The sequence below is a fragment of the Promicromonospora sp. NPDC110617 genome, from assembly GCF_055598465.1.
The window spans coordinates 831,187-848,841 of record NZ_JBVKBM010000003.1; the positions used below are offsets into that span (position 1 = coordinate 831,187).

A 17,655-nucleotide genomic window follows, 5' to 3' on the forward strand; every position below is an offset into this window, starting at 1 on the left:
GTGTCTCGGGGCTCCCGGTGCCCGGGAGCTACAGCAGGAGCGTGACCGCCGTGAACACCAGGGCCGCCACCGCCACGCCGACGGCGATCATGAGCGCCACGGAGGCCCGGGAACCACGTCCCGCGCCGGGGCCGGCACCGCGGCCGGCGCTCGATCCCGACCATGCGTCCTGGGCGCCCCGGGGCAGGATCGACACCGGCTGCGCCGGGACGCCGGCGGCGGGACCGACGTCGGCAGGACCAGAAGCGGCGGGACCAGCAGGGTCGGAACCGTCGGCGGCGGTGCCGGAGTCGGGCGGCAGGTCCAGCCGGGCCGTGTCGAGCTGCTTCGTCAGCGCCGACGTCCCGGTCGCGTCCAGCCGGGCCGTGTCGGGCTGCTCCGTCGCGTCCGGCGCCACCGGCGCGATCCGCGCCGTCGGCTCCGCGGGGATCGCGGACGCCAGCGGCGCCGACCGGCCCCGGCCCAGCACTGCCCACTGGGCGAGCTCGCCGGTCAGTCCGGCGGGCAGCACCCACGAACCCGCAGGTCCGGCTGCCAGCCGCCGGCGCAGTGCCGCGAGGGTGGGCCGCTCCCCGGGGTTGGCGCGGACGGCAACGGTCACCGGCTCGACCAGTTCGTCCGGCAGGCCGGTGAGGTCGGGCTCGTCGTCCCGCACGCGGCGCGCCAGCTCGCCGGAGGCGCCGGAGCCGAAGGGTCCGCGCCCCGTCGCGGCGTACGTGAGCACCGCGCCCAGGCCGAAGACGTCGGCGGGCGACCCTGGCTCCAGGCCGCGCGCGACCTCCGGGGCCAGGTAGGCGACGGCGTCGGGCACAAGGCGCGGGAGCGTGACCGTGACGGCATCCAGCGCGCGGGCCAGACCCAGCCCGGTCACCACCGGGCCGTCCGCGGTGAGGACCACCGTGGACGGGTCAAGACCGCGGTGCACCTGGCCCGAGCCGTGGACGGCGTCCAGGGCGTCCGCGAGCGCCGTCGCCAGGCTCCGCACGGCGGTGGCCGGGAGCGGGCCGTGCGCCTCGACGGCCTCGCGCAACGAGGGCCCGGGGAGGAAGTCGGCGGCGATCCACGGCCTGCGCGCGGCCAGGTCGGCGTCGCGCACGCGCTGGACGTGGGCGGCGCGGAGCCGTCGTGCGCCGTCCGCGCCCTCGGTCAGGAGGGCGAGGACCTGCGGGTCCCACGCGATCTGCTCGCCGACCACGGTCACCTCGGCGAACAGCCCGTCCGGTGACCGCCCGAGGTAGACGGTGCCCAGCCGGCCGACCCGGAGGCGGCCCCGCAGGTGGTAGGGGCCCAGCTCGCGGGGGTCACGGTCGCCCAGCGGTTCCAGCTCCATGGTCGGTGTCCTCTCAGTGGTCCGGAACGGCTGGGGTCGGGTCGGCGCGGTGTCGGTACGCGGCGTCAGAACAGCCCGTCCAGGATGTTCGACATGTCGACCGGCACCCCGCACATGACGCCGCGGGAGTCGGTCGCCTCGGCGGCCGGCTCGCCGTCCAGCGCGATCCGGCAGGTGATGTCGTCCACGCCGTCGCCCTCCGCGGTGACCGTCAGGGACTGAAGCTGCGAGTCGACGGGGATGGTCCCGGTCCACGGCGTCACCACGGTGAAGCCGTCATCGTTGCCCTGCTGGCCCTGCTGGGTGCCCTCGCCGTCCGAGGTGACGACGCTGGCGTGGTAGGTCACGGTGAGCACCTCCCCCTCGCGGGGCGTCACGATCTCCAGCTCCACGCTGTGCGGCGCGTCCGCGGGTTCGGCACCCAGGTGCTCGCCCGACAGGCTGTAGGCGCCGCTCGCCACGGCGTCGTCGGGCGCACCGTCCTGCGCCTCGAACCACCACACGCCGCCGGCTACCGCGACGGTCCCGGCCGCCGCGAGCGCCCACCACCGCCACGGCCGGCCTGCCTCCCGCCCAGGGGCGAGGACGCCGCGCGCCCCCGCCCGCGCGCTCGTGTCCGTGCGGTCGCGCTCGTCGACGGCGTCCTCGACGCCCTCCGGGACCGGCGCCCGCACCACCTCGGTGACCGCGGGCAGCTCCCGCGCCTGCAGGTCCTTGAGCTCCCGCGCGCGCTCCGCGACCAGCGGGCCGACGCCGGCCGGCAGCCGCCACGGCACCACGGCGGCCCCGGCACCCTCCGCCGGCCCGGAGCCCGGGGCGGGCCGGAGCCGGTCGAGCACCTGCGCCGTCGTCGGGCGGTCGGCCGCGTCCTTGGCGAGGCAGTCCGCGATCAGCCCGCGCAGCGCCTCGGGCACGTCGCCGAGGTCGACGTCCTCGTGCACCACGCGGTAGACGACCGCCTCGGTGGGGCCGCCGCCGAACGGCGAGCGTCCCGTGGCCGCGAAGTGCAGCACGCAGCCCAGGGCGAACACGTCGGACGGCGGCTCGGCCTCCCGTCCGCGCACCTGTTCGGGCGACATGTACGCGGCGGTGCCGAGCACGTCGCCCGACGTCGTCACCGAGGTCGCGTCGACGGCGCGGGCGATGCCGAAGTCGATGACGCGGGGGCCGTCGGCCGTCAGGAGCACGTTGGCGGGCTTGAGGTCCCGGTGCACCAGGCCCGCGGCGTGGATCGCCGCCAGGCCGCCCACCAGGCCCGCGCCGAGCGCCCGGACGGCCTCGACGTCGAGCAGGCCGCCGCGCTGCACCACCTCGTGCAGCGACGGGCCGGGCACGTAGGCGGTGGCCATCCAGGGCCGGTCGGCGTACGCGTCGGCGTCGACCACCTCGGCCGTGTGGTAGCCGCCGACCGCCCGCGCGGCCTCGACCTCCCGGGCGAACCGGACGCGGAACTCGTCGCCCTCGGCCAGCCCCGGGTGGATCACCTTGACCGCGACGACGCGCCCGCCGCGCGAGCGGCCCACGTACACCTGGCCCATGCCACCGGCGGCCAGCCGGCCCAGGAGGCGGTACGGGCCCGCCTGGGCGGGGTCGTCCGCCCGGAGCGTCTCGATCACGGGCGCACCTCGGGCGGCCATACGGTGCGGGGCATCAGCCGTCGCCGTCCTGGGTCTGGCCGGCCTTCTCCAGCAGGTTGTCCAGGTACTCCTCGAACTCCGGGGTGCCGGGCTCGGGCATGTCGTCCTGCCGCTCCTGCTGCTCCTCGGTCTGCTCCCGGGCCAGCTTCTCGCTCTCCTCGCGCATCTTGTCCATCTGCGCCTGGAGCTCCGGGGGCAGGAGCATGCAGCCCACGTTGGCCTGGCCCGCCTCGTCCACGACCACCTCGCCGTCGATCAGGATGCGGCAGGAGACGGCGATGTCCGTGTCGCCGGTCACCATCGCCATCCGGTCCCGCCACCCGGCCTCGGCGGACAGGGAGATGTTCGCCCCGTCGACCGCGCCCTGGGCGGAGATCGTCCTGCTCCACGGGAGCTCGACCTCGGTGTACATCTTGTCGGGGTCCATCTCCATGATGTCCTCGGCGCTGCGGAACGAGTCCCCGAGGCCGGCCGGCCCGAGGCGTCCGTCGTAGCGCACGCCCACCTCCGTGGTGGCCGCGTCCTTGCCCGTGGCCGTCACCTCGAGCGTGACCTCGTGCGTCTCGTCCGGCACGGTCATCTGCATGTTGCCGACCGACGGCGACGGACCCGCGTCCCGCGCCCCGCCGTCCGGCGTCAGCACACCCGCGACGGCGACGGCGGCGACCGTGCCGACAGCCACGGCCGCGACGCCGATCCCGGCCCAGCGGGCCGCCGGGGTCCGCCACCAGGGCCGAGCCTCCGCGGTGCCCGGCCCCGCGGGCGCGGCGCCGCCCGCAGCCGACCGGTCCGGGCCGCCCCCGCCGACCAGCACGTCCCCGCGCCGCGTGCCCGGGTCGCCGACCCGCTCGGTGGCCGCGGGGTCGTGCCGGGACACCGACACCACGCCGGCCTCGGCCCCGCCCACCTCGGCGCTGCGTTCGGCGATCATCTCGATCACCCCGGCGGGCAGCTCCCAGCTGTTCGTGCCCGTGGCGAGCCGGTCCACGACGTCGGAGAGCCCGGGGCGCTCCCCCGGCTCCTTCGCGAGGCAGGACCGCACCAGGTCGCGGATGCCCGACGGCACACCGGCCAGGTCTGGCTCGTCGTGCACGACGCGCCGGGCGACGTCCTCGGCCGCTCCTGCGCCGAAGGGGCTGCGGCCCGTGCAGGCGAAGCCCAGCACCGAGCCGAGCGCGAAGACGTCGGACGCCGGGGTCACGTCGAGGCCCCGCACCTGCTCCGGCGACATGTAGGGCGCCGTGCCGATCGAGCCCTGGCGGGTCAGGGAGGTCGCATCCCGCTCCAGCGCGATGCCGAAGTCCACGACCCGGGGGCCGTCGTCGGCCAGCAGGATGTTCGACGGCTTGAGGTCGCGGTGCACCAGGCCCTGGTCGTGGATCGCGCTCAGCCCCTCGGCCAGCGTGGCGCCCAGGGTGCGGACCACCGACAGGGGCAGCGCGCCCTCCTGGTCGACGGCGTCCTGCAGCGACGGGCCCGCCACGTAGGCGGTGGCCATCCACGGCCGCTCGGCGTCGGGGTCGGCGTCGACCACCTGCGCCGCCCAGAACCCGCCGACCCGCCGCGCCGCGGCGACCTCGCGCCGGAACCGCGTGCGGAACTCGGCGTCGCCCGCCAGGTCCGGGTGGACGACCTTGACCGCCACGGGCCGCCCGGTCCGCGGGCGGCCCAGGTACACGCTCCCCATGCCGCCCACGCCGAGGCGCCCCTCGATCACGTACGGACCGACCTCGCGCGGATCCCCGCTGCTGAGCGCTGCGACTGGCACTGTGCCCCCGACTCCCCTGACCGCCCCGGAACGGCTTCCGCGCCGGGCTGCTGGCCTGATGGTAGAGGGCCTAACGTTTTGGTTCAATCGGTCCCCGGGCCAGGCACCTCGGCCTGCGGGCAGAGCCGTCCGGGCAGGTCAGGCCGCCGACAGCAGGAGCGCGTCGCGCAGGGCGGACGCCGCGCCGTCCTGCTCCAGGGTGCCCGTGACACGGTGGGCGGCGGCGCGGACGGTGGCGGGCGCATGCCCCATGGCGATCGACACGGCCGCCCAGGCGAACATCTCCAGGTCGTTCTCCCCGTCGCCGACCGCCAGGGTCCGCGACGGCGCGACGCCGAGCTCCACACGGATGTTCTCGAGCGCGATCGCCGTGCTGACGCCGGGGGCGGTGACGTCCACCCAGTCCACGCGGGCGGGGATCGCGGTCACCCCGGACGCGCGCAGCGCCGGGGCGAGACGCTGGGCCCACTGCCCGTACACGACCAGGCGTGGCGTCGGCCGCGCCCAGAGGTCCTCGACCTGGCGCAGCACCTCCTGGTGCCCGTGGAGCTGCCGCTCGGGGAACCGCCTGGTGACGCGGTATCCGGTGCCTACCACCTCGGCGGCGAGCCGGAGGTCCGGCCGGATGCGAGTGACCAGCCGGACCACGGGCTCGGCCGCGACGGTCCGCACCTCGACCACCGAGTAGCCGTCCGGGTCCAGGCGCGCCGTCACGGCCCCGTTCGCAGCGACCACCCAGCCGTCGCGGACCCCGAGCTGCCGCACCACCTGGACCGCGCCCGACAGCGACCGGCCGGTGGCGATCACCAGGTGGTGCCCGGCGGCACGCACGGCCGCGAGCGTCTCGACGACGCGGGGGGTGGCCCGGCGGCCGGTGCGGACAAGGGTCCCGTCGACGTCGCAGGCGACGAGGGCGGGCGTGGACGTGGGTACGTCAGGCAGTGCTGCGGTGGCCCCGGAGGCGGTCGCGGTCACGGTATTCCCCTGGTGATAGGTGGCGGGCCCATCATCGCTCATACTAGGACATTTTGGAACTCGCGTTCTCTCGGCGAGATCGGTGTCGTCCCAGGTCAGAAGCCTGCGGCGGCCGAAACGATACACGCCGGGGCGGGTGAAGGACGCACCCGTCCCGTCAGCGCTCGCGGACGGCGATGCCCGGGTACTCCAGCACCAGCCCGGAGGGGTCGCAGGTGAGCACGCAGGCGAAGTCGAAGGTCTTCGCGGTGTAGTCGAGACTGAGCACGTCGGGGGTGTGCTCCCGGAGCCGGTACTCCTGCTCGATCGGCTCGGCGGAGAGATCGCCGGCGCGGACGAACAGGGCGGGCGCGGCACGGGCCAGCCCGGGTCGCAGGTCGAGCCGGTGGATCGGCAGCGTGTTCGTCACGGCGGACGACTCGAGGTCCACGTCGACGTAGTCGTCGAACCGGTCGTCGAGCTCCCCGTCGACCAGCCAGCGCGTGCCACCGGGTTCGTCGACCCGTTCGAGGGTGACGCGGAGCGTCTCGGCGGCCGTCAACGCCTCGACCCGGACCTCGCGGGTGCGCCACCGGTGGTCGACGTCGATCCGGTAGCCGACCGACCACGCCTCCGCACCCTCGACGGCGGTGGTGTGCCCGCGCAGCACCAGCCCGTCCGCCGTCGGCCGGACGAACAGCACCTCGAAGCCGGCCCGGACCCCGGTGTGGGTCCAGGCCGACACCGGGGGCATCGGTCGAAACCGCATGGTTCGACCCTAGCGACAGCCGTCACGTCGTGCCGTGCTGCGACGTGCCGTGCCGTGCCGTGAGGTGTCCTGCCCTGCCGTGACGTGCCCGGCCGCAGCGCCTACAGGTTGAAGCCGCCGGTCACCTCGATGTCCTGCGCGGTGATCCAGCGCGCGCCGTCGGACAGGAGGAACGCGATGGCGGAACCGGCGTCGTCGGGCTCGCCGAGGCGACCCAGCACGGTGCGGCCGACGAGCTGGGCCGTGATCTCGGGGTACTCCTCGAACGCGCCGCCGGCGAACGGGGTGCGCGTGGGCCCCGGGGAGACGGAGTTGACGCGGATCCCGCGAGCGCCCAGCTCCTTGGCGAGGTAGCGGGTCAGCACGACGACGGCGCCCTTCATCGACCCGTAGGCCGAGTACCCCTCGGACAGCCCGGCCGTGCCCGCGGAGCTGCTGGCCGTGTTGACGATCGCGCCGCCGTCCTCGATCAGCGGCAGCAGGGCCTGCGTCACCAGGTAGGGACCCTTGAAGATGACCCGGTAGAAGTCGTCGAGCTGCTTCTCGGTGGTGTCCGCGAACAGGGTGCCGCCGCCGTAGCCCGCGTTGTTGACCAGGCCGGTGAAGGTCCGCGCACCCCAGGTCTCGGCCAGCGCACGCTCGACGGCGGTGCGGAACGCCGGGAACGTGGTGCTGTCGCCCACGTCGAGCGGGAGCGCGACGGCGGTGCCGCCGACCTCCTCGATGCGCGAGACCGTCTCGAGCGCGCCGTCCCGGTTCGCGTTGTAGGTGACGACGACGCCGGAGCCGCCCTCCGCGGCGCGGATCGCAGCGGCCCGTCCGATGCCGGAGCTGGCCCCGACGACGATGGTGATCGACATGTCTGCCTCGTTCCCTGGATGACTGGAGTCTTGCCGGATCGTGCTTCCCGGTGGAAGCACCGGAACCGGGAAGGTGTCCCCCTGGCTCCTGGACGAGTCAAGGCGATGAGCGGCGCCTACGGTGATAGCGTTCCTCGCGCGTTCTTGCCTGATCCTGCTCGCAAGGTTGGTGCGCGGGGTCGGGACGGAGCCGATGGAGGAAGGTGGGCGACATGGACCTCGACGAGCTGCGCGCGCTCATGGACCGGCGCGTGCCCGCCGGCACGACCGAGCCCCTGCCCGGGGTGTTCCTGTCGCGGGAGACTCGCCCTGGCGACCCGGAGGCCGCCACGACGGGCACCACGTTCGCGCTCATCACACAGGGCACCAAGGAGCTGCGGCTGGGCGCCGAGACCGTCGTGTACGGGCCCGGCGAGTACCTGGTCACATCGATCGACCTGCCGGTCATCGGCCGGTTCACGCAGGCGAGCGAGCAGGCACCGGCGCTCGGGTTCGGGATGACGCTGACCGCCCCCGCGATCGCGGAGCTGCTGCTGTCGGCGGAGTCCTTGCCGGCGGAGTCCTTGCCGGCGGAGTCTCGGTTGGCGGGGAGCGCGACGGCGGGGAGCGCGACGGCGGGGTCATCGCGGCCGGCGGGGTCTCGGTCGGCGGGAAGCGCGGTGTCGGAAAGCGCGGTGTCGGGAAGCCCGGCGGCGGGAGGAGGCAGGTCGGCCGATCTCCCGTTGGCGGGAACCGCACGCGGGGCGGGCCGAGCCGGCGCACCGGGCCCCGGGCACGGCCCCGCCGTCCCCGCCCTGGCGACGAGCCGGGTGCCGGGCGAGCTGCTGGACGCCGTCGGACGACTGATCCGCCTGCTCGACCGGCCGCGCGACCTCCCGGTGCTGGGTCCGATGGTGCGGCGGGAGATCCTCTGGTTGCTGGTCACGGGACCGCAGGGCGACACCGTGCGGCAGCTCGGGCTCGCCGGCAGCAAGCTCACGCGAGTCAGCACCGTGGTCCAGTGGATCCGGGACAACGCCGCCGAGCCGCTCCGCGTCGAGGATCTCGCCCGGCGCGCGGGCCTGAGCGTCTCCGCGTTCCACCGCACGTTCCGGGCGGTGACCGGGTCGAGCCCGCTCCAGTTCCAGAAGCAGCTCCGGCTCGCCACCGCGCGCCAGCTGCTCGCGTCGCGGGACACGAGCGTCACGCGGGTCGCGTACGACGTCGGCTACGAGAGCGCGGCCCAGTTCAACCGGGAGTACCGCCGCCTGTTCGGCGCGCCGCCGGGCCGCGACCGCAGCAGGCCGGCTGGCGCCCCGGTCCTCGGCTGACCGCCGCCGCAGGCCCCGTCGCTCACAGGTCCCGCCATCCGCCGTCCCGCTGCTCCGCCGGCTCGCCGCCGACCCGCCCCGTCCCGCTCCGCCGTCCCGCTCCGCCGCCCCGCTCCACCGCCCCTCTCCGCCGCCGCCCCGCCGCCGCCGTCGAAGACCATGCATCTGCTGCCAGGCCTGCGAGCCCCCTGGCAGCAACTGCATGGTCCCCGGTGACGCCCGCGTCTGTGGTCCCGCAGTCGGAACCGCTGCCGTCCGACGCCCGGCCGTCACGTGACCCATGCAGTTACTGCCAGGCCGTCGACCCCGCTGGCAACAACCACATGGTCTGCGGCCACGCCCGGCGCGCCCGACGCCCGGCGCGCCCGACGCCCGGCGCGCCCGACGCCCGGCGCGCCCAGCACCTCTCAGGCGTCCAGGACCAGCCGGCGTAGCACGGGTTCGGCGGCCGCGACGACGTCGGGCCCCTCGATGGCGCCGGAGAGCCAGAGGCTCGCGAAGCCGTGGGCGACGGACCAGGCCGCGCGCGCCCCGTCGGCGTCGGGCGCCAGACCCGCGAGCGCCCCGGCGGCCACCTCCTCGGCGGCGAGCAGGCCGGCGTCGTCGCCGTGCAGCAGGCTGCGGTCGAACATGACGGCGAAGTGCCCGGGGTGGTCCACCGCGAACCGTACGTAGGCGACACCGGCGGCGAGCAGGTTGTCGCCGGCCTCGTCCAGAGCCGCGGCGAGCAGCGTGAAGCCCTCGGTCGCGACGGCCGTGAGCACGCCTGCCTTGTCGCCGAAGTGGTGGGCCGGCGCCGCGTGCGACACCCCCGCGAGCCGGGCCAGCTCGCGCAGGCTCAGGCCGGCAGGCCCGTGCTCGGCGACGGCGGTCGCGGCGGCGGCGGTCATCGTCCTGCGCAGGTCGCCGTGGTGATAGCTCATGGAGCTCCGTCTCTCGCGAAGTTTCGCGCTCGCAGGTTCTCGTGCATGCGGTGTCGCCGTGCACCCGAGCGATCTTGCCATTGACAAGATAGCACTCCGGGTGGTGGGGTGGTCGAACTTGTCGCTGTCAAGATTGGAACGGTCATGCCTGTCCCCCTTCCCGTGCTGCTGATCGCGGTCACGGCGCTCGCGCGCCTGCTCGGCCTGCTCGCGGTCCCCGCCCTCGACTCCTGGCACGACGCCGCCCGGGTCGGCGTCGCCGCCGTCTACCTGCTGGCCTCGTCCGGACGCCTCATCCCGCACGTCCGCCAGGACCTCGTGCGGATGGTGCCGCCGGGGCTGCCGCGCCCCGACCTGCTCGTCGCGGTCACCGGTGTGCTGGAGCTGGCGGGCGCGATCGGCCTGCTGGTGCCCGCGACGGCGTCCGCGGCCGCGATCTGCCTCGGGCTGCTCACCCTGGCCATGACCCCGGCGAACATCTCCGCGGCGCGCCGCGGCGTCCTGTTCGGCGGCAAGCCGGCCACCCCGGTCGGACGCCGCCTCGCCGAGCAGGCCCTCTACCTGGCGGCCCTGGCGTCGATCGTCTGGCTCCCCGTCTGACGCCGCCGGCCCCGCCAGCCCCGCCGCCGTCCGGCCCCGCGGGCCGGCTGGCCCGACCCCACCGGCCCGGTGTTGACCACAGCGGTTGCTGCCAAGATGGGCGCTCTCGTGGCAGCAACTGCTGTGCTCAACACCGTGAGGGCAGCAGCGTGGCAGCAACCGCTGTGGTCAACACCGTGAGGGCAGGCAGCAGCCCGACAGCTCGTCGCAGCAACCGCTGTGGTCGACGTCGGCACCCGGGCGCCGACGTCGACACCCGGGCGGCGGCGACCCGTCACCGGGTCGTGCGGGGCACCCGCTCCTGGCGGGTCCAGCCCGACCAGCCGCGCTCCTCGAGCAGCATCTCCAGACGGCGGCCCGCCGGGATGGAGTCGAGGGCGAGCGAGTCGAACTGCTCGACGAGCCCCCGCTCCACCCCGCGCACGCTGCCACCCGTCCGGTCGGCGTGGCGGTCCAGGACGGCCGCCACCTTGTCGGCCAGACCGGGCAGCCGCGGGTCGTCCGGGTCCCAGCCGATCCCCTCGCCGATCGCCCGCAGCACGTCGACGAACTCGGCGTCCTCCAGCAGGCGCCCCTTCGCCACCATCGCCGCGGCGATCTGCTCGCGCGAGTACACGGCCAGCGACAGGATCCAGCTGTCCCGCTCGATCTCGACGACCCGCTCGGGCACGCCCAGCGCCCGCCACCGGTCGAGGTAGGCCACGCCCTCCGGCGGCAGCGCGAGGCTGTCCCCCGCGGCGAGCCGTGCGATGCGCTCGCGGTGCCGCTCCCGCTCCTCGATCTCCGACCGCAGCCGCGCGTCGATCTCGGCGACGGCGGCCGCGAGCTCCGCCTCGTCGGCGTGCAGCAGCTCCTGGACCCGGGCCAGCGGCACGCCGGCGTCGGCCAGGGTCCGGATCCGGATGAGGTCCACCACGGCCTGCGCGCCGTACCGGCGGTACCCGGCGTGGTCGCGCTCCGGCTCCGGCAGCAGCCCGACGGCGTGGTAGTGCCGCACGGTGCGCGCCGTCACCCCCGCGTAGGACGCCACCTGTCCGATCGTCAGCATCTCCCCATCCTCCCGTCTGTCCGCCGGCCCGCGCCGTGGTGTCCGTTCAGCGTGCGGTGGCCGCGACCCGGCCGAAGGCGTGGCGGGACCAGGCGAAGCCCACACCGGCGATCAGCACGCACCAGCCGATCGCGAGCCAGCCGGCCGACCCGACGGGCGTACCCGACGTCAGGGCGCGCAGGGTCTCGATGACCGGCGTGAACGGCTGGTGCTCGGCGAACTGCCGCAGTCCGGCCGGCATCTGCTCGGTGGGCACGAACCCGCTGCTCACGACCGGCAGCACCATCAGCACCAGCGGCGTGTTGCTCGCCGTCTCGACGCTGCCGGCGGCCAGCCCCATCGCGACGGTCAGCCACGTGAACGAGAACGCCAGGAGCAGCACCAGCCCGGCGGCCCCGAGCCAGCCCACGACCCCGGCCTGCGACCGGAACCCGAGCAGCACCGCGAACCCGACCATCACCGTCAGGGCGAGCACGGTCCGGACCACCGCGCCGAGCACGTGCCCGGTCAGCACCGAGACACGGGCGATGTCCATGGTCCGGAACCGGTCGAACATCCCGCCGGTCCGGTCGATCGCGACGGAGACGGCGGTCCCGTTCGCCACGCTGGACACGGTCATCACCCAGATGCCGGGGACGAGGTAGTTCAGGTAGTCGGCGCGGCTGCCGCCGCCGTCGACCGGGAGGCCCGCGCCCAGCGTGCCCCCGAACACGTACACGAACAGCAGCAGGAACACGACGGGGATGGCGATCAGCATGACCGCCAGCGACGGGTAGCGGCTGAGGTGGCGCAGGTTGCGGCGCAGCATGGTCATCGAGTCACGGACGGCGTACGTGGTGCTCATCGTGCGGTCACCTCCGCGGCGTGCCCCGTGAGCGCCAGGAACACGTCGTCGAGACTGGTGGCGCCGCCAGGCACCTGCGCCTTGAGCTCACCCGGCGTCCCCTCGGCCACCAGCGTGCCGGCGTCGAGCACGCCGACCCGGTCGGCCAGGGCGTCGGCCTCCTCCAGGTACTGGGTGGTCAGCAGCACGGTGACGCCGTCGGCCACCTGCTCCCGGACCACCTGCCAGACCGCGCGGCGGCTGCGCGGGTCCAGCCCCGTCGTCGGCTCGTCCAGGAAGATCAGGCGCGGCCGCGTGACGAGCGTCATCGCCAGGTCGAGGCGGCGCCGCATACCGCCGGACCAGGTCAGTGCGCGACGGTCGGCGGCGTCGGCCAGGTCGAAGCGGTCGAGCAGCCCCGCGACGTCCCGGACGGCCGTCGCCCGGTCGAGATGGGTCAGGTCGGCCATGAGGCGCAGGTTCTCGCGGCCGGTCAGGAACATGTCGATCGCCGAGAACTGCCCGGTCACGCCGATCTCCGCCCGCACGCGCGCCGGCTCGCGGCGCACGTCGTGGCCCGCGACGCGCACCTCGCCGGCGTCGGCCGCGAGCAGCGTGGACAGGATGTTCACCATGGTGGTCTTGCCCGCGCCGTTCGGCCCCAGCAGGGCGTAGACGGAGCCGGCGGGGACGACGAGGTCCACGCCGTCGAGCACGTGATGGTCGCCGTAGGACTTGTGCAGGCCGGCGACCTCGATCGCGGTGCCTGTCACCGGTTGTGGTGTGGTCATGACCGCAGCGTGCAGGGTTGCCGCTACGGCAAGGTCAAGCCCGACGGCCCGGCGAGCACGTGAGCCGGGCCGGGCCGTCAGTCGGTGTAGCCCCCGCCGGGCACGTCGAAGACCTCCTCCAGCGTCGTGACACCGGTGTCCGCCAGGTACCCCGCCAGGTCGCGGCCCACCCAGCGCAGGTGCCAGGCCTCGGGGGCATACCCCGTCACCGCGCTGTTCTCGGGCGTGTACCGCACCAGGAAGCCGTACACCGCGGCGTGCTCCGCGACCCACCGCCCCTCGGCGGTCCCCCCGAAGCACGGCTCGAAGTCGCACCCGGGCTCGGTCGTGCCGCCCACGTCCACCGCCAGGCCGGTCTGGTGCTCGCTGTGCCCCGGGCGCGCCGAGACAGCGTCCGCCTGCTCGGCCCCGAGCTGCGCCACCCAGCCCTCGTACACCGCGGCCTGCTTCGGGTACCCGCGGTAGGCGCTGCGGAGCGTGAGGCGGACGCCGTCGGCGTCGGCCGCCGCGAGGAGCGCCGTCAGGTCCGGCGCGACGTCGGGCCGCACGAGGTAGCCGCGCACCGTGGTGAGGTCGGGCTCGAACTCGACCGGGTCGAGCGGCGTGTGCTTGTTGACCACCACCCAGGGGCTCGCCGGGTCGGAGATCGACCGGGCGGTCAGGTCGATGCCCGGGCCGGCACCGGGTGCGCCGTCCGGCTCGCTGCCCGGCCCGGCATCGACAGGCACGCCCTTCGGGAACACGGCGCTCGCGGCGCCCGTCCCGCCGTCGGCTCCCGTCCCGCTGGTCCCCGGCCCCTGCGCACCGTGCCCGCCGGCCTGCTCTCCGGAGCCGGCCGGCCCCGCACTGCCCGGCGGCACCGCGGGACCCGCGCCGGATCCGGCCGCGCAGCCGGCGAGCACCAGAACGGCGGCGAGCAGCACCGCGGCGACGCCCCCGGCGCGGGCCACGGACAAACGGTTCGAAAAGGTAGGCACACCGGAATCGTGTGCGGCCCGCGGTCCCCGATGTCAGGGGCGCGCTGTGACGTGGGCAACACCCGGGTCGTGTCATGGGCGGTTGCCTGCCGGACACACTGTGTCGGAAGCATCCACCCCCAGGGACCCGCACCCCGGGGCCCTGCACCCCGAACCCACGGAGACCCGGAGCCCGCCCTGACCACGAACACCGAGCCGGACCGCGTCGCCGCGGGACCGCTCACGCCCGCGCGCACGGAGGAGCTCTTCGCGACGCACGCGCGCGCCGTCCACCGGTATGCCCGCGCGCGGCTCCCGGCCGCCGAGGCGGAGGACGTCGTGGCCGAGGTCTTCGCGATCGTGTGGCGCAAGGGCGAGCTGCCCGACAACCCGCGGGCGTGGCTCCTGGCCGTCGCCCGGCGGGTGATGGCCAACCAGGCGCGCGCCCGGCAGCGGCGCACGGCCCTGGTCGAGCGGGTGCGCGCGCACCCGGCCCCGGCGAGCACCGACGACGTCCGCCTCGTCGGCGAGCTCGACGAGCTCCGCCGCGCGATGGACCGGCTGCGGCCCGCCGACCGGGAGGTCATCGCGCTGCTCGCAGCCGCGGAGCTCAGCACCGCGGAGGTGGCCCAGGTCCTGGGCTGCACGACGGCGGTCGCGGCCACCCGGGTGCACCGCGCCCGGCGCCGGCTGCGCGCGGCGTACGCACGGCTGAGCGACGAACGGCTGACTGACGAACGGCTGACCGAGGAGGGAGCCTGACGTGGACGACGACGAGCTGACCCGCGCCCGCCGTGCGCTGCGCGCGGCCGATCCCGAGCTCGACCTGGCACGCGCGTACGCCGAGTCCCGCGCGCGGGCCGAGGCGCGGACCCCGACCGGCCGGGACCACACCCGCCACGACGACCCGACCGGCATCTGGTCCGACGACGGGGCCGACAACCCGGCCGACACCGGCACCGTCGAGGTGCTGCTCCGCGATCCCGCCGCGCGACCGGGACGGGTCCCGGCCGCGCTCCGGCGTGCGTCGTCCGGCCGCCGCGGGCCGGTCCTCGCGTGGACGGCCGCGGCCGCCGCGGCAGCGGCCGCCGTCCTCATGCTGAGCCTGGCGGGCGGGCCCGCGCAGGACGCCCTCCCGGGCTCGGCCCCGGACCCGCGCACGCCGACGGCCGACACCCCGCGTCCTGGCGCGTCGCCGTCGCCCACGACCTGGCAGACGCCGGGCAAGGTCGTCACCCTGGCGGGCAAGGCGATGTCCGGCGCGAGCTGCGGCGTGAAGCTCCGCTCGACGCTCGGGGACGACTCCCTCGTGCGCTTCTACCAGGTCGACGAGCCGGACGTGGCCGTGCCCAAGCCCCCGCTGGACCAGCGGCCGCTCCAGGTGCTGCAGGCGGCGTCGGCCCGCGTGGTGCTCGGCCTGCCCGGGTACGACGGCACGAACCAGCGGCTCGACGAGGACCTCGTCGTCGAGGAGCTCGCCGGCCGGACGGTCGCGCGGATCCGGATCACCCCGTCGGACAGCCAGGTGCGGGGCGGCGACGTGACCCGCGTCGAGGTGCTCGTCGACACCGCCACGTGGCTGCCGCAGGCCCAGGAGATCTGGGCCGAGTCCGACGACGGCAAGGGGTTCCAGGTGCGCAGCGAGCTGAGCTGGTCCGGCTGCGCCGAGCCGAGCGAGGCGCCGACGCACGAGAGCGCTCGGCCGTGACCAGCCGGCGCCACCACGTGCTAGCTTCACCGCATGAGGTCTCCAGAAGCATCCAGGTCAGGGCTGCCGGTACTCCGGTAGCCCGAGATGCCCCTGTAGAGACCACCGAGCCGCGCTCCCTTGCGAGCGGGCCATGTCAGCGCATCCGAAGGGCCCGTAGTGCCGTCCCGGCCTACCCGTCTCCCTCCACCCTTCGGAGTTGCTCATGCCTGTCCTGCTCTACGTGCTCGCAGTCGCGGTCTTCGCGCAAGGCACGTCGGAATTCGTCCTCGCCGGGCTCGTGCCCGGCATCTCCCTCGGCCTCGGCGTCTCGGTCGCCCAGGCCGGCTACCTGACCTCGGGCTTCGCGGTCGGGATGGTCGTCGGCGCGCCGCTCACGGCCGCCGTCGGACGCCGCCTACCGCCCCGCTGGACCCTGTCCGCCTGCCTGCTGGCGTTTGCCGCCGCCCACGTCGCCGGGGCGTTGACCGACAGCTTCGCCGTGCTGCTCGGCACCCGGTTCGTCGCCGCGGTGGCGAACGCCGGGTTCCTCGCGGTCGCGCTGTCGACGGTCCAGCACGTCGTCCCCGCCGGCCGGCGTGCCCGGGCGCTGGCCACGATCCTCGGCGGCACGACGCTCGCCCTGGTCGCCGGCGTCCCCGCCGGCGCGCTGCTGGGCGAGCTCTGGGGCTGGCGCTCCGCCCTGTGGGCGATCGCCGGCGTCTCGGCCGCGGCCCTGGTCGCCGTGGCCTGCCTGACGCCGGTGCGGCTCGACGTCGGTACGCCGGGCGCACGGGTGGAGCCGCGCGCCCGGCTGGACCTGCGCACCGAGCTCGGCGCGCTGCGCTCCCCGCGTCTGCGGCACAACCTCGTGCTCGGGGTGCTGGTCAACGGCGCGACGTTCTGCGCGTTCACCTACCTCGCGATCGTCGTCACGGACGGCGCGGACCTCGGATCCGCCCTGGTGCCGGTGGTGCTGGCTCTGTTCGGACTCGGTGCCTTCGCCGGGGTCTCGGCCGCCGGCCGGCTCGCCGACGTCCACGGCGCGCGCCTGCTCGCGGTCGCCGGCCCCGCCCTGCTCGCGGGATGGGTCCTGTGGGCCCTGCTCGCCCCGAACCCCGCGGTGGTGTGGGTGCTCGCGCCGGTGCAGGGCGCGCTGTCGTTCGCCGTGGGCGGCACGCTGATCGCCCGCTCCATGGCGGCGGCCCACGGCGCGCCGACGATGGGCGGCGCGTTCTCGACGGTCGCCCTCAACCTCGGCGCGCTCGCCGGCCCGGTACTCGGCGGGAGCGCCGTCGCGGCGCTCGGGCCCGCGGGGCCCCTGGCGGTGAGCGCGGCGCTGACGGCGGCGGCCGTCACGCTCGGGGTAGTACGGCGCGCACACCTGGGGCAGCACCCGGGAGACGTCGCGCAGCCGAGGAGGTGACGCTGGGGTAGCAGTGCTACCCCAGCGTTACGCCCCCGGCCGTGCGACCCTCTCCCCGGAGCCGCCGGCAGAGGTCGCGCGACCGCACCCGGCGTGCCGAGTTCCCGACCGCGCCGCCGTCGTGCCTGGTAGCGTCCCCGGCACGACGGCGGCGAGCACGAACGAGGAGACGGATGCGGTCCCTGTTGCCAGCACAAGCGTGGTTGCCAGCACAAGCGTGGTTCCGGGCACGGTTCCCGGCACGTGCGCGACGGACCCGCGGCACGGCCGGCCTGGCCCTCGCCGTGCTGATCCCGGGCGTGCTCGCGTCCTGCTCCGCGGGCCCGGACGACGTCCCGGCCGGGCCCGCGGAACCGGCCCCCGCCCGGGAGGCCGCGACGGAGCAGTACACGGCGACGATGGACGACGTCCTCGGGGCGCTCCGGGAGTCCGTCCCGGGGGTGGCGTGGGCCGCCAAGGACCGCTTCCCGTTCGTCACCGGGCAGCCCGACGGCGAGTGCGTGCTCTTCCTCGCCGAGAGCCTGGGCGAGGGCGACCTGTACGAGCCCAGCGACGGTCTGGCCGAGCTCGCCGCCGGGCTCGACCCGGTGCTCCAGGAGCACGGCTTCGACCCGCTGTCGGACGTGACCCACGCCGACAACGGCGGCGACGCGTACGTGACGGCCACCGACCCGGCCGGCTGGGAGCTCCGGGTCTCGGCGTACCCGCCGCTCGTGGGTCTCTCGGGTCCGGTGGAGAGCGACGCGTGCGCCGGGGCGTGACCGGCCGAAGGG

At 75.4% G+C, this 17,655-nt stretch carries 17 protein-coding genes; 6 read left to right on the forward strand and 11 right to left on the reverse strand.

What is annotated here, in order from left to right; genetic code table 11:
• Positions 1–28 precede the first annotated feature (28 nt).
• The 6 genes from ACZ7LE_RS21485 to ACZ7LE_RS21510 all read right to left on the reverse strand — a co-directional run bounded on the left by ACZ7LE_RS21485 (position 29) and on the right by ACZ7LE_RS21510 (position 7,318).
• Positions 29–1,330 carry a serine/threonine protein kinase gene (locus tag ACZ7LE_RS21485; RefSeq protein WP_470405271.1) on the reverse strand — a complete coding sequence of 434 codons (1,302 nt, stop codon included), beginning with the start codon at positions 1,328–1,330 and terminating at the stop codon, positions 29–31.
• 65 nt (positions 1,331–1,395) lie between these two features.
• Entirely contained in the window at positions 1,396–2,946 is a 1,551-nt protein-coding gene (locus tag ACZ7LE_RS21490; protein ID WP_470405272.1) for a serine/threonine-protein kinase, read from the reverse strand.
• 34 nt (positions 2,947–2,980) lie between these two features.
• Positions 2,981–4,735, reverse strand: coding sequence for a serine/threonine-protein kinase (locus ACZ7LE_RS21495; RefSeq protein WP_470405273.1), 1,755 nt, complete (start codon positions 4,733–4,735; stop codon positions 2,981–2,983).
• A gap of 138 nt (positions 4,736–4,873) precedes the next feature.
• Complete coding sequence (locus tag ACZ7LE_RS21500; protein WP_470405274.1) at positions 4,874–5,710, reverse strand: HAD family hydrolase; 837 nt, start codon at positions 5,708–5,710, stop codon at positions 4,874–4,876.
• A gap of 157 nt (positions 5,711–5,867) precedes the next feature.
• Complete coding sequence (locus tag ACZ7LE_RS21505) at positions 5,868–6,458, reverse strand: putative glycolipid-binding domain-containing protein (protein WP_470405275.1); 591 nt, start codon at positions 6,456–6,458, stop codon at positions 5,868–5,870.
• 101 nt (positions 6,459–6,559) lie between these two features.
• Complete coding sequence (locus ACZ7LE_RS21510; protein ID WP_470405276.1) at positions 6,560–7,318, reverse strand: SDR family NAD(P)-dependent oxidoreductase; 759 nt, start codon at positions 7,316–7,318, stop codon at positions 6,560–6,562.
• 212 nt (positions 7,319–7,530) lie between these two features.
• Between ACZ7LE_RS21510 and ACZ7LE_RS21515 the strand changes: the two genes are divergently transcribed.
• On the forward strand, positions 7,531–8,628 hold the full coding sequence (locus ACZ7LE_RS21515; RefSeq protein ID WP_470405277.1) for an AraC family transcriptional regulator: 1,098 nt from the start codon (positions 7,531–7,533) through the stop codon (positions 8,626–8,628).
• Positions 8,629–9,035: 407 nt separating this feature from the next.
• On the opposite strand, the gene ACZ7LE_RS21520 is transcribed toward ACZ7LE_RS21515, so the two are convergent.
• Positions 9,036–9,551, reverse strand: coding sequence for a TetR/AcrR family transcriptional regulator (locus tag ACZ7LE_RS21520; RefSeq protein ID WP_470405278.1), 516 nt, complete (start codon positions 9,549–9,551; stop codon positions 9,036–9,038).
• 144 nt (positions 9,552–9,695) lie between these two features.
• Between ACZ7LE_RS21520 and ACZ7LE_RS21525 the strand changes: the two genes are divergently transcribed.
• Positions 9,696–10,151, forward strand: coding sequence for a DoxX family protein (locus ACZ7LE_RS21525; RefSeq protein WP_470405279.1), 456 nt, complete (start codon positions 9,696–9,698; stop codon positions 10,149–10,151).
• A gap of 274 nt (positions 10,152–10,425) precedes the next feature.
• Here ACZ7LE_RS21525 and ACZ7LE_RS21530 read toward each other — a convergent pair whose 3' ends face one another.
• The 4 genes from ACZ7LE_RS21530 to ACZ7LE_RS21545 all read right to left on the reverse strand — a co-directional run bounded on the left by ACZ7LE_RS21530 (position 10,426) and on the right by ACZ7LE_RS21545 (position 13,763).
• Positions 10,426–11,199 carry a MerR family transcriptional regulator gene (locus ACZ7LE_RS21530; RefSeq protein WP_470405280.1) on the reverse strand — a complete coding sequence of 258 codons (774 nt, stop codon included), beginning with the start codon at positions 11,197–11,199 and terminating at the stop codon, positions 10,426–10,428.
• 46 nt (positions 11,200–11,245) lie between these two features.
• Positions 11,246–12,043 carry an ABC transporter permease gene (locus ACZ7LE_RS21535; RefSeq protein WP_470405281.1) on the reverse strand — a complete coding sequence of 266 codons (798 nt, stop codon included), beginning with the start codon at positions 12,041–12,043 and terminating at the stop codon, positions 11,246–11,248.
• Positions 12,040–12,813 carry an ABC transporter ATP-binding protein gene (locus tag ACZ7LE_RS21540; RefSeq protein WP_470405282.1) on the reverse strand — a complete coding sequence of 258 codons (774 nt, stop codon included), beginning with the start codon at positions 12,811–12,813 and terminating at the stop codon, positions 12,040–12,042. Before ACZ7LE_RS21540 ends, ACZ7LE_RS21535 begins: the two co-directional genes overlap by 4 nt.
• A 77-nt stretch (positions 12,814–12,890) precedes the next feature.
• Complete coding sequence (locus tag ACZ7LE_RS21545; RefSeq protein ID WP_470405283.1) at positions 12,891–13,763, reverse strand: M15 family metallopeptidase; 873 nt, start codon at positions 13,761–13,763, stop codon at positions 12,891–12,893.
• A 96-nt stretch (positions 13,764–13,859) separates the two neighbouring features.
• On the opposite strand from ACZ7LE_RS21545, the gene ACZ7LE_RS21550 reads away from it, so the two are divergent.
• From ACZ7LE_RS21550 to ACZ7LE_RS21565, 4 genes are all read left to right on the forward strand, one after another.
• Positions 13,860–14,531 carry an RNA polymerase sigma factor gene (locus tag ACZ7LE_RS21550; RefSeq protein WP_470405284.1) on the forward strand — a complete coding sequence of 224 codons (672 nt, stop codon included), beginning with the start codon at positions 13,860–13,862 and terminating at the stop codon, positions 14,529–14,531.
• A gap of 1 nt (position 14,532) precedes the next feature.
• Complete coding sequence (locus tag ACZ7LE_RS21555) at positions 14,533–15,477, forward strand: hypothetical protein (RefSeq protein ID WP_470405285.1); 945 nt, start codon at positions 14,533–14,535, stop codon at positions 15,475–15,477.
• A gap of 205 nt (positions 15,478–15,682) precedes the next feature.
• A complete protein-coding gene (locus tag ACZ7LE_RS21560; protein ID WP_470405286.1) occupies positions 15,683–16,882 on the forward strand; it encodes a Cmx/CmrA family chloramphenicol efflux MFS transporter in 1,200 nt (399 codons plus the stop codon).
• Between the two features lie 203 nt (positions 16,883–17,085).
• Positions 17,086–17,643: a hypothetical protein gene (locus ACZ7LE_RS21565; protein ID WP_470405287.1), complete on the forward strand. Its 558-nt coding sequence runs from the start codon at positions 17,086–17,088 to the stop codon at positions 17,641–17,643.
• The last annotated feature ends 12 nt before the right edge of the window (positions 17,644–17,655 follow it).